This window comes from Streptomyces sp. CB02980 (assembly GCF_014451325.2).
Lineage (GTDB): Bacteria > Actinomycetota > Actinomycetes > Streptomycetales > Streptomycetaceae > Streptomyces.
Genome location: NZ_JACSCH020000002.1, coordinates 1 through 12,427 on the forward strand (window position 1 = coordinate 1; position 12,427 = coordinate 12,427).

The following is a 12,427-nucleotide window of genomic DNA, read 5'->3' on the forward strand; positions in this document are numbered from 1 at the left end:
GATCCGCATCCCCCGTGATCACCTCCACCGGATAACCGAGCGCCGACGCGTACAGCTCCCGCAACTCGTCGAGCACCAGCGGCGCGGGGTCGGCCGCCGGAGCGGATTCGACCACCGGAGCCGGTCCGGCCGGCGCGGAGTCCGTGAGCGTGCCCACCGGGGCGGCGGTGACGGTGCTCCGGGAGGTCCGGACCGTGCTGGTCGTGTCGACCTCCGGCACGCTGCGCCGGACGAGTCCCGAAAGACCCGCCCGGCCGCACTCGACGAACCGCCGCGCGCCGTCGGCGTGCAGCTCGCGCACGGCGGCCATGAACCCCACCGAGGTGGTGAGCTGCCGGACGAGCAGGGCCTTGAGGTCGGAGTCGTCCTGGACGTAGCCGCCGGCCACCGGGGAGTACACCGCGGCGCGCAGGGGGTGCTGCCGGATGCCGGTGATGGCTTCGCCGAAGGCGTGCGCGGCGATCGCGAGCATCGGGCTGTGGAAGGGGAACGGAGCGTTCAGCCGGGTGGCCTGGACGCCCAGCGCGCCGGCGAGCCGCGCGACGACCTCCACCGCCTCGTCGGGCCCCGACACCACCGTCTGACGCGGCGCGTTGGAGACGGCGACGGCCAGTCCCCGATCGGCTACGGCGCCCACCAGGTGGGCCGCGCGGGCGGCCGGCAGTTCCAGCGCCACCATGCCGCCGTCCGACGGGCAGTGCGCCAGGAGGGCCTCCGAGCGATGGCACACCAGGCGTGCCCCGTCGGCCGGGGTAAACGCTCCGGTGACCGTCAGCGCGGCGATCTCCCCCATGCTGTGCCCGACCACGACGTCCGGTGTGTCCTGTCGCTCCGCGATGCGGAAGCTGCCGACGGCCGCGGCGAACACGGCGAGTTGCAGGGCGAAGGAGTCCGCGCGCACCAGGTCCGCCGCGGGGGGCGCGTCGGGCTGCCTGAGCAGGTGGGAGACCCCGCCGCGTCCGAACTCGGCCGCGATCCGGTCGGCCGTGTCGAGGACCTCCGCGACCTCGGGCGAGTCGTCGCCGGCGAACAGCCCCGGGGTGTAACCCCCTTGGCCGGGCAGGAGGAAGACCGTTTCAACCGCCATCATGCGTCCTTCGATTCCTTCGTGAGGTGAGTGGCATGGCCTGGATGCACCGGGAGGCGTCACCAGGTGACGGGCAGTCCGCGGACTCCGTACAGCACCATGTCGTGCCGGAACGGCAGGTCCTCGAGCGGGCGGCCGGGCTTGAGCGTGGGCAGGCGGCCGAAGATGCCGGCGAACACGGTGCTCAGCTCGACGCGGGCGAGCGTCAGCCCGATGCACTTGTGGAAGCCGTGGCCGAACGCGACGTGGGCCTGCGGGTCCTTGCGGTGGATGTCGAAGGTGTCGGGCTCGTCGAAGACCGTCGCGTCGCGATTGGCGGCGTTGATCATCACCAGGACGCCCTCCCCCGCCCGTATCTCCTGTCCGCCGACGGTGAGGTCCTCGGTGGCGGCGCGGGGCAGGCCCGCGTGGTTGATGGAGAGGTAGCGGAGCAGTTCCTCGATGGCCTGCGGGTACAGCGACGGGTCGGCCTTGAGGGCGTCCAGCTGGTCGGGGTGCTCCAGGAGGGTGGCCGTGCCCAGGCCGATCATCTGGGCCATGGTGTCGTAGCCGGAGAGCATGAGGAGGGCGGCCAGGCCGACGAACTCGTCGTGGCTGATCCGTCCCGCCTCCTCCTGTGCCACGAGACGGCCGAGCATGTCGTCGGTCGGCTTCTGCTCCCGGGCCGTGACCACCTCGTCGAAGTACGCCATGAGCTCGCGGGCGGCGCCTTCGGCCTGCTCGGGGGTGCTGCTGCGGTCGAGGATGGTGTCCGTGAGGGTGACGAAGATCCGGTGGTCCTCGTACGGGACGTCGAGGAGCTCGCACATCACGGTGGCGGCCATCGGGAGGGCCAGCTGTGTGACGAGGTCGGCGGAGTTCCCCTGGCGCACCAGGTCGTCGAGGAGCTTGTCGAGGATGGCCTGCATCCTCGGCCGCTTCGCCTCCATCTGGGTGATCAGGAACTCGCGGGTGACCAGGCGGCGCAGCCGGGTGTGGTCCGGTGCGTCCTGGTTGAGGAAGAAGCCGGGCGGGAGCGGGGTGTCGCCCGAGATGTAGGAGGGGTATCCGGGTGTCTTCGGGTCGGAGCTGAACCGGGTGTCGGTGAGCACGGCGCGTGCGTCCGCGTGGCGGGTCACCACCCAGACGTCCTCGCCGCGCGGTGTCCGCACCTGGAAGACCGGCTGCTCGGCGCTGAGTTCGCCGTACTGGGGCGGCGGGTCGAGCGGGTGCCGACGGGGCATCGGGAAGGCGGGTACGGCGGGAGCGGTCATCACGAACTCCACTGGGTCTGGGGGCGGGCGGTGCCACCGGGAGGGGCGGGCAGGAAGCCCGACGAGACGAAGTAGTCGAGGTAGAGGTCGAACAGTTCGCGGCCGACCGGCTTGCACGCGATGTCCGAACCGTTGAGCGCGGCGCGCAGGTTGTCGGTGCGGAACTCCGGCCTGCTGCCCCCGTAGCCGACCTCCTCGGCCGGCTGGTCGGCGCCGAACAGCGGGAGGTACAGGGCGAGTTCGTTCTCCTCGCCGCGTTCCACGGCGGCGGCGAGTTCGCGGTACCAGCTCCGGTAGTCGAGGCGGCGCAGCGGATAGCCGTAGGCGACGATCAGCTCGAAGATCTCGTTCATGCCGACGGATCCGGCGCTGGGGACGTTGAGGACGGGTTCCGCGCGGCCTCCGGAGAGCGCGGTGTGCACCACCGTGGCCGCGCAGAAGTCCACCGGCACGAGGTCGAGGAGCAGGTCGTAGTCCAGATAGGCGCCCAGCTGGACGCAGCCCTTGATCAGGTGGTTGATGAAGGTGTCGGACGAGCAGGCTCCGGTGGTCTGCGATCCCGTGATGGCGCCGAGGCGGTACACATGGGCCGGCACACCGCGATCGCGGGCCTGGAGCATCAGGCTGTCCGCGACCCACTTGGACTGGCGGTAGCCGCCGACGACGTGGTCGGCCTCGGTGAGCCGGGTCTCCGCCCAGCTGCGCTCCCCTTCGTGGCCCGGGTACACACCGATCGTGGAGACGAAGTGCACGGCCTTGATCCGCGTGCGGCAGGCGAGCCGCAGCACTTCCAGGGCGCCGAAGACGTTGACCGGCTTGATCTTGGCGTAGGGGACGATCCAGCTGGAGATCGCCGCGTTGTGGATGATCAGTTCCGCCTCGGCGGCCAGCTCGTGGTAGGCCGCCTTCGTCAGCCCGAGGTAGGGGCGCCCGGTGTCGCCCGGGACGCCGACGACGCGCTCCTCGTCCCCGTCCCGCAGCAGCCCGTACTCGGCGAGGTTCCCGAGCACCCGCTCGCCCGCCTGGTCCGGCCCGTCGGCGCGGACCAGGACGTGCACCGTGACGGCCGAGCGGTCGAGCAGTTCGCGGAGCAGGAAGGCCCCGGTGTATCCGGTGCCGCCGGTGAGCAGGACCGTGCGGTACGGACCCGTCGACGCCGGTGCGGCCCCGTCCTCGGGCACGATGTCGGCCGGCAGTACGGCGTCGGCCGACATGGCCTCGCTCGTGACGCCCCGGGGGTTGCCGGCCCCGGTCACCGTGGGGTCGGCCTGGGAGCTGACCATCCGCGCCAGCTGGGCGACGGTGGGGTCCTCGAACATCCTGCGGAGGTCGAGGCGCACGTCGTAGACCTCCCGTACCTGGGCGGTCATCTGGAGGACCGTCAGGGAGTCGCCGCCCAGGTCGAAGAAGCTGGTCTCCACCCCGACCTTCGGCAGGCCGAGGAGGTCCTGCCAGATCCGGGCGAGCTGTGTCTCCACCGGGGTGCGGGGCGCGACGAAGGCGGTCTCGGGGGTCTCCTCGGCCGTCAGCGGGGGCAGGCTCCCGCGGTCCACCTTGCCGTTGGGCAGCTTCGGCAGTTCCGGCAGCACCACGAAGTGCGCCGGGACCATGGCGTCGGGGAGGTGCGTCCTCGCGTAGGCGCGGAGGGAGGAGCGCAGTCCCGCCGCCCAGGCCGAGGTGAGCGGGTCGTTGGCGAGGGGTCGGGTCGCGCTCATGCCGTGTCCTCAGCGTCGTCGTGGGCGGGTGTCGGCGTACCGAAGACCGCGTCGAACGTGTCCAGTCGGCCGTCCGGTGGCACCAGGACCCGGACCTGGCGTCCTTGCTCGGCGGCCAGGTCGAACAGCTCCTCCGGACGGGCTCCGGCCTCGTCGTCCAGGTCCCACAGGAGCCGTTCCAGGTCCCAGCCGGTGGCCGCGCCGTCGGTCTCCTCAAGCGCGCGGACCGCGGCCGCGGTGCGCAGCAGCCTCCGGTTGGGGATGCCCGTCACCACCAGGCCCTCGGCGCTGCCGGCCAGTCGGCGGCGTACGCCGTCGAGACCGCTGTCGAGCGCGTCCCAGGGGAGACGGCGCCCGGGCGCGGCGGTCGCCGGCCGGTCGCCGGTCAGCAGGGTCACGTCGTAACGGAAGAGGGAGAGCTCGTTGTCCGCCGCCCCCCGCTTCAGCTCGACCCGGACCTCGCCGACGCCGTCGAGGTCGGCGGCGAGCCGGTGGAAGAAGGCCGGGGACAGGCAGAGTTCCCGTTCCTCCTGGAGCCGGCGGGAGACCGCGGACCGGATCTCCTCGACCGTCTGGAGCGGTCCGGCCCGGTGCAGCGTCACGGCGGTGTGGAACTCGGGCAGCATCTCGACCGAGCGGACGTCGCCGACGAAGACCGCGCCGCCGGGCCGTACGGCGCGCACCGCGTCGGTGAGCACGGTGCGCAGGTAGTCGGTCCCGGGGAAGTACTGCGCCACCGAGTTGATCACCACCGTGTCCAGGCTTCCCGGCGCGAGGCGCGCCAGGTACTCGGGACCCGACTGCTCCAGGTGTACGTGCGCGGGGAGCGGTCGTCCCAGGGAGGCGGCCGCCGCGGTGAGCGCGGCGGGCGAGAGGTCCACGCCGTGGTACTCGCCGACCTGGTCGACCAGGTTCCGCAGGACGAGCCCGACGCCGACGCCGATGTCGGCGAGCGCGGTGGGGCGCAGCGCACGGATCCGGTCGACGGTGTGCCCCAGCCACTCCCGCATCTCGGGGACGGGGATGGGGTCGCCGGTGTAGCTGCTGAGCCAGCCCGCGAACTCGCCGCCGTCCTCCGGGGAGCCGTCGGACGCGGTGTAGGCGCTCTCCCAGACCTCGCCCCAGCTGCGGACGTGCGCGTCCTGCACCGAGGCGTCGGACAGGGAGTCGGCGGGAGACACGTAGGCCACGAGTTCCGTGCCGTTGGCTCCGTCGACGGCGGTGACGGCGACCGCGTCGAGCCGTGGGTGGCGCGAGAGGACGCTCTCCACCTCGTCGGGCTCGACACGGTGACCGAGGATCTTCACCTGCCGGTCGACCCGGCCCAGGAACTCCAGGCTGCCGTCGGCGCGGCGGCGCACCCGGTCACCGGTCCGGTAGAACCGGCCGGTGCCGTCCACGCCGGTGACGAACCGCTCGGCGGTCAGCTCCGGCCGCCCGATGTATCCCGCGGCGACGCCGTCCCCGCCGATCCAGAGTTCGCCGGAGACGCCGACGGGGAGGGGCCGGCCGCGGTCGTCGACCACGCGCACCTCGGTGTTGGCGATCGGACGGCCGATGGAGATGCTGTCGGCCGTCGCGTCACGGCGCGCGTCCAGTTCGTGCACCGTCGACCAGATCGTGGTCTCGGTGGGGCCGTACATGTTGTGGATCCGTACCTCGGGCAGGGCTTCGAGCAGTCGCCGCGCGAGGCCCGAGGGGAAGGCCTCGCCGCCGATCAGCAGGGCGCGCAGGCCCCGCAGTGCCTCCAGGGCGGCGGGTTCGGCGGCCACCGCGGTGAGGAGCGAGGGGGTGCCCTGGACGAGGGTGACCCCGTGGCGTTCGCAGAGTTCGGCGAAGGAGTGGGCGCCCTCGGCGACCTCGGTGTCATGGGTGTCGCGGAGGCGGTCGACCCAGGTGAGGCTCTCGAGGACGGCCTCCGCCTCGACACCGAAGTCGACCAGGCACGCGATCTCGTCGACACCGGCGGCGGCCAGCGCGCGGACGAGTTCGACGCAGGTGTCCGGGGATCCGAACAGGCCGGAGGTCTCGAAGTACCGGTTGATCGCCATGTCGATGACCGCGTCGATCTGCTCCTCGGCACCCATCTCCGGGAGGTCCTTGCCGGTGGAGGCGAAGAGGGTGCGCCACAGCTCGGTGGAGCTGCGGAGATACTCGCGGAAGGGCTCGCGTGCCTGCTCCCTGGCCCGCTCCGTGTCGTCCGACATGAAGGTGTGCACCATGACGGTGACCTGTCCGGGCCCGGTGTGCCCGGCGGCCTCGCGGGCCTGCCGGTACGCCTTGATCTTCTCCGCCAGGTCGTCGGGGCTCTGGCCGAACAGGTGGGTGAGCAGGTTCGCGCCGGAGGCGCCGGCCTTCTCGAAGGTCTGCACGGTGCCGACCGAGGTGAGCCAGACCGGTGGCTCCGCCTGGACGGGTGCGGGGAAGATCCGTACGTCGACGGGTTCGCCGCTGCCGCCGATCCGCCGCACCGGCTCGCCGCGCCACAGCTTGCGGAACTCCGCGAGCTGTTCGGACATCAGCTCCTTGCGTACCGGGAAGTTCTCGGGCCGCAGGACGAAGTCGTTGGAGTTCCAGCCGGCGGCGAACGCGAGGCCGACCCGGCCGTCCGAGAGGTTGTCGACGAGCGCCCACTCCTCGGCGATGCGTACCGCGTCGTGCAGCGGGGAGACGACGCTGCCGCAGCGCAGGGCGATGCGGTCGGTGATGGTGGCAAGCGCGGCCGACATCACCGAGGGGTTGGGGTAGAGGCCGCCGAACTCGTGGAAGTGCCGCTCGGGCGTCCACACGGCCTCGAATCCGTGGGTGTCGGCGTACCTGGCGGCGTCGAGGACCAGCTGGTAGCCCTCGCGGTGGGAGGCTCCCGCGGACGCGGCGAAGAAGAAGAGACTGAATCCGAGGGGCCGCTCCCTCGTCTCCGACTGAGGTACGAGACGGGTGATGACCCGCTCTCCCGCGACGACCACCTTGGCACCGTGGGTGAGCGGCCAGAGCAGTTCGAGGACCGAGATGTCGAAGGAGACGCTGGTGACGGCGAGGACGACGTCCTGGCCGTCGCAGCCGACCCGCTCGTCCATGCCGGCGAAGAAGTTGACGGCGTTGCGATGCCGGAGGGCGGTGCCCTTGGGCTTGCCGGTCGAGCCGGAGGTGTAGATCACGTACGCCGTGTCGTCGCCGGAGACCTCGATATCCGGCGGTGTGGCCGGCGCCCGCTCGATCGTCTTCGCGTCCGCGGCGATGTCCACCACACGCGGTGCGGTGATCCCGTCGGGTGTGCCCGGCCCCTTGACCAGACAGCCGATGCCGGAGTCGGCGGCGATGTCCGCGAGCCGTCCGCCGGGGAACGACGGGTCCATCGGCACGTACGCGGCACCGCTCTTGAGCACCGCGAGGAGGGCGACGACGAGGTCGGGACCGCGGCGCAGGCTCACGCCGACCAGGTCTCCCCGTCCGACGCCCTGACCGCGCAGATGGTGTGCGAGGCGGTTCGCACGGGAGTCCAGCTCCGCGTAGCTGAGCTCGTCGAAGCGATGGGCGACCGCGATCGCGTCCGGGTGCGCCGACACCTGGCGCTCGAACTGTCCGTGCACGGTGTCGTCGGGGTCGTACGTGACGGCGGTGTCGTTCCACGCGGCCAGCTGGGCGTGCTCGGCCGGAGCCATGAGGTCGACGGAGGTGATCCGTTCCGCCGGCTGCCGGGCCACGGCCGCCAGGGCACGCTCGTAGTAGCCGGCGAGGCGGGCGCAGAACTCCTCGGGCAGGACGGCGAGGTCGCAGTCGAGCCAGAGCTGGAGCCGGCCGAGCTCGGGGTCGATCAGGAAGTTCACGGCCAGCGGGTAGTTGGTCTCGGCGACGCCCACGGTGACGGTCATGAGACCGTCCGCCGACCGGTGCCGGTCGCGGTGGAAGTCCATGAAGTTGACGTAGCTGTCCAGCTGGAGGCCCTCGCCCACGTCGTGCTGCATCTGCGCGAAGGGGTAGCGGCGGTGGGCCGCGGACCGGCGCTCGTGGTCGAAGACCCGTCGCGCGGTGTCCAGGAGCGTGGCGGTGGACACGTCGAGGCGCAGCGGGAGCGTGTTCAGGAAGACACCGATCGTCTCGTCGCCGCCCTCCTCCTCCAGCCGGGCGTTGGCGACGACGCCGGTGAGCACCTCGTCGTCCCCGCCGACCAGCCGCAGCACGGCGACGTGCGCGGTGGCGAGGAGCGACTTGAGCGGCAGTCCCTCGCGTCCGGCGAGGGACCGCAGCGCCGCGGCCACCTCGTCGTCGACCGGTACGTCGTACCGGTGGTTCGCGGCCGGTCGTGCTCCGTCGGGGTGTTCCTGTCCTGTGGTGCGGGACACCAGCCGGGTGGGCTCGGCGCCGCGCAGCAGTCCGGTCCAGTAGTCGCGTGCCCGTTCGTCCGCCAGGGCGCGGCGCTCCGCGGCGACGAAGTCCCGGTAGGCGGAGCGGACGGGTGGCAGGCGGAGTTCCTCGCCGGCGAGGCGCGCCCGGTAGTGGTCGACCACCTCTTCGAGCATGCGCATGTCGCTCCACCCGTCGAGGACGACGTGGTGCTCGATCACCGACAGCTCGAACGCCTCGGGTCCGCAGGGATGCGCCACGAACTTCAGCAGGGGCGCGATCTCCGGATCGAAGCGGGTGGACTTGGCCTCCTCGACCCAGTCCGTCACGGCCCGCGACCGGGCCTCGTCGTCCAGGCCGCCGAGGTCAAGGCCGGTCTCCAGCGGGATCTCGACGTGGCCGTGCACCAGTTGCAGGGGCTCGGAAAAGCGGGCCAGGTCGAAGGAGCAGCGCAGGGACGGGTGCCGGGCGGCGGTGTCGTCGATCGCGGCCCGCAGGGCGTCCGGGTCGAGGCGGGTCGCCACGCGTGCACTGGTCACCACCCGGTACACCGAGGAGTCCTCGGCGTAGGCCGCGTGGTAGAGCATGCCCGCCTGCATGGCACTGAGCGGGTAGGCGTCGTCGAGCCCGTCCGGCAGCAGCAGCCGGTCCGCCGCGGACAGCAGCCCGAACGGTACGCGGTCGGCGGAGGACTCATGTTCATCCAACGGCCTGACGATACGGGCAAGTTCGCGGATCGAGGGCCCCTGGAGCAGGTCGGCGACCTCGAAGGTACGGCCGGCCCGCTCGACCTCCGCCCGGACCCGGATGGCGTGCATGGAGTCGCCGCCGAGCACGAAGAACGAGTCGTCCACGCCGATCTCGTCGATGCCCAGGACCGTGCGCCACGCCTGGTGGAGCAGGCTCTCCTCGGCGGTCTCCGGCGGCGTCACGGTGCGGACCGGCCGGGTGTCCGGCATCGGCAGCGCCTTGCGGTCCAGTTTGCCGTTGGACAGCAGGGGCAGGGCGTCGAGGGTGACGAAGTGCGCCGGGGCCATGTAGGCGGGCAGGCGCTCCCGCAGCCACTCCAGGAGCTCGGCCGGTTCCGGCGCGGCGCCGTCGGGCACGACGTGGGCGATGAGCCGGCGCTGGCCGTCGTCGCCGAGGGGCGCCGTGACCACCGCCTGCTCGACGGCCGGGTGGCCGAGCAGCGCGGACTCGATCTCGCCGGGCTCGATGCGGAATCCGTGCACCTTCACCTGATGGTCGAGGCGCCCCCGGTAGAGGACGACCCCGTCCTCACGGAGCACGGCGAGGTCTCCGGTCCGGTACAGCCTGCCGGGGCCGAAGGGGTTGTCGACGAAGCTCGCCGCGGTGAGCTCCGGGCGGTTGAGGTATCCCGAGGCGACCTGGACGCCGCCGATGTGCAGCTCGCCGGCGATGCCGTGGGGCAGCGGGCGCCCCTCCCGGTCCAGTACGTACAGGCTGGTGTTGGCGACCGCCCGCCCGATGGGCACCGGCCCGTGGGCGTCCTCCGGGGCGCACCGCCAGTGGGTGACGTCGATGGACGCCTCGGTCGGCCCGTACAGGTTGTGCAGTTCGGGGCCGGTGCCGTACCGCTCGAAGAACCGGCCCACGGTCTCCGGGCGCAGGGCCTCGCCGCTGCAGACGACACGGTTCAGGGCCGGCATGTCCCGGCTCGTGGGTTCCGCGAGGAAGAGGTCGAGCATCGAGGGGACGAAGTGCACCGTGGTGACCCGGTGCCTGCGGATGACGTCGGCGAGCGCCCGCGGGTCACGCTGGGCGCCGGGGGCGGCCAGATGGAGCACGGCGCCCGTGAGCAGGGGCCAGAAGAACTCCCAGACCGAGACGTCGAAGGTGAAGGGCGTCTTCTGCAGGACGCGGTCGTCCGCGCCGAGGCCGTACTCCTCCTGCATCCATAGGAGCCGGTTGACCACACCGCGGTGCGGTACGGCGACGCCCTTGGGCCGGCCGGTCGACCCCGAGGTGTAGATGACGTACGCGGTGTCCTCGGGTGTTGCCGTGCGCAGGAGCGCGCCGGACTCGGGCAGCGTGGGCAGCAGCGTGTCGACGGCGACGACCTCGACACCGGCAAGAGCGCCCGCATCCGCACCGGCACCGGCACCGGCACCGGCGAGCCTCTCGGCGAGGTCCGATCGGGTCAGGACGATCCGGGCTCCGGAGTCCTCGATCTGGAACGCCACCCGGGAGACGGGGAGTTCGGGGTCCAGGGGCAGGTAGGCCGCCCCGGACATCAGCACCGCGAGCAGCTCCACCACCAGGTCGAGCGAACGCTCGTCGTACACGCCCACCACCTGGCCCGCCGCCACCCCGTCGGAGCGGAGACGGGCGGCGAGGCTCCGGGCCCGGCCGACGAGCTCGCGGTAGGTCAGCGAGCCGTCCTCGGTCTCCGCGGCGACGGCGTCCGGCGTACGGTCGGCCTGGTCCTCGATCAGCTCGTGGAGGGGCCGGGTCAGATCGAAGTCCCGTGCGTGGGCGTCGACTTCCGACTCCACCAGGGAGCGCTCGGAGGCGGTCAGCACCTCGATCTCCCCCACGGACACCTGCGCGTCCGCCCGTACGAGGGTCGCCAGGAAGGCGGCGAACCGTTCGCGGTGCGCGGTCACGGTAGCGGCGTCGTGCAGTTCCGGGTTGGGGTCGAACGACATGTGGAGGTCCGCGCCGTCGGCGCCACCGAAGAACTCGATCGAGAGGTCGTGCACGGGCCCCGAGGACAACTGACGTACAGCGCCCTGGAGTTCGCCGAAGCGCAGTCGTCCGTCGAACGACACCACGTTGACGACGACACCCGAGGACTCCTCGGCCGCACCGGTCCGCCTGAGCTCCCGCTGGAGGACCTCGCCGCGGAACCGCTGGTGCGCGAGCACCTCGCCGGCCCGTGCCGCGACGTGCTGGACGAGCTCACGGAACGGCATGTCGGACCGTAGGGACAGCCGCAGCGGAAGGACGTTGGCGAGCATGCCGGGCGTGGTCAGCGCGGTGCGCGTGGTCCGGGCCCGTACCGGAAGTCCGACGACGATCTCGTCCTGCCGGGTGATCCGGTGCAGATACGCGGCCGTCGCCGCCAGTACGACGACCGCCCACGGTGTCCCGTACGTGGCAGCCATCTCGTCGATCCGCTCGACCCGCACGGGGGGCTGGAACCGCTCGGCCGGCCGGGACGTTCCGGTCCCTCGGTCGCTCAGGCTGATGCGCTCGGGCCACTCGGCCACGCCGCCCAGCCAGTGGGCGCGGTCACTGTCCTGGGCCTCCGAATCCCGGTACTCGGCTTCCTCGTCGAGGAGATCACGGAGTGTGCCGGCGGTCCTCTCGCGGACCGGCGCGCCCTGCTCGAGCGCGGTGTAGATCTGCGCGAGCCTGCGCCAGTGGAGGACCTGGCCGTATCCGTCCAACACGATGTGGTGGTAACGGAGATGGAAGAGGAAGTGGTCCGGGGCCAGACGGAGCAGCGTGTGAGTGAACAACACGTCCTTCGTGAGGTCGACCGGAGTGGCCAGGTCCGACCGCGCCCACTCCTCCGCGGCACCCAGGGGATCGCGCTCCCCGCTGAAATCCCTGAGGTCGAGCGGGGCATCGACATCGGTCGGCCACTGCCACGGGTGGCCCTTCTCATCAGCAACGAACCGAACGCGTAAGGCATCGGATTCGCCGACGGCCCTCCGGACCGCCTCGGCCAGGTGTCCCTCGTCCAGCCGCCCCCGGATCTCGACGTGTCCCCCGCAGTTGTGGAGGGCGCCTCCGGTGTCCATCTGGTGGGCGATCCACACTTCGTGCTGCGCGGCGGACACGGGTAAGCGCCCGGCAAAACTCTTCACGAGTCACTCCATCATTCGGTTCCAAGAAGGCGCACGCCTCCTGCCGCCCCTGCCGCACGACGACGCGGGCAGGGCGGGGCGGAGCAGGGCAGAAGTGCTGCGCACTGAGTGCTTGCAGCCTGTGGAGACTGTGGCGGCGCGGGCCGCCTTCGGCGAGCCGCGAGAGCTCGGTGAGAGCCGCTACAAACGGCG

Annotated in this window: 4 protein-coding genes; all 4 read right to left on the bottom strand. The window is 71.8% G+C overall.

Features of this window, described 5'->3' with window-relative positions; translation table 11 throughout:
• Window positions 1-1,090 (bottom strand): ACP S-malonyltransferase (locus E0F75_RS03840; protein WP_187621042.1); only part of this gene is annotated, 1,090 nt, incomplete at its 3' end.
• Window positions 1,091-1,146: 56 nt separating this feature from the next.
• Complete coding sequence (locus E0F75_RS03845; protein ID WP_187621043.1) at window positions 1,147-2,340, bottom strand: cytochrome P450; 1,194 nt, start codon at window positions 2,338-2,340, stop codon at window positions 1,147-1,149.
• Window positions 2,340-4,055: a thioester reductase domain-containing protein gene (locus tag E0F75_RS03850; RefSeq protein ID WP_187621044.1), complete on the bottom strand. Its 1,716-nt coding sequence runs from the start codon at window positions 4,053-4,055 to the stop codon at window positions 2,340-2,342. The genes E0F75_RS03845 and E0F75_RS03850 overlap by 1 nt, the downstream gene beginning before the upstream one ends.
• Window positions 4,052-12,208: a non-ribosomal peptide synthetase gene (locus E0F75_RS39920; protein ID WP_187621045.1), complete on the bottom strand. Its 8,157-nt coding sequence runs from the start codon at window positions 12,206-12,208 to the stop codon at window positions 4,052-4,054. Before E0F75_RS39920 ends, E0F75_RS03850 begins: the two co-directional genes overlap by 4 nt.
• Window positions 12,209-12,427: the final 219 nt, after the last annotated feature.

Coding starts and splice junctions, on each gene's coding strand:
- E0F75_RS03850 (WP_187621044.1), bottom strand. CDS start 4,055: ATGAGCGCGACCCGACCCCTCGCCAACGACCCGCTCACCTCGGCCTGG.
- E0F75_RS03845 (WP_187621043.1), bottom strand. CDS start 2,340: ATGACCGCTCCCGCCGTACCCGCCTTCCCGATGCCCCGTCGGCACCCG.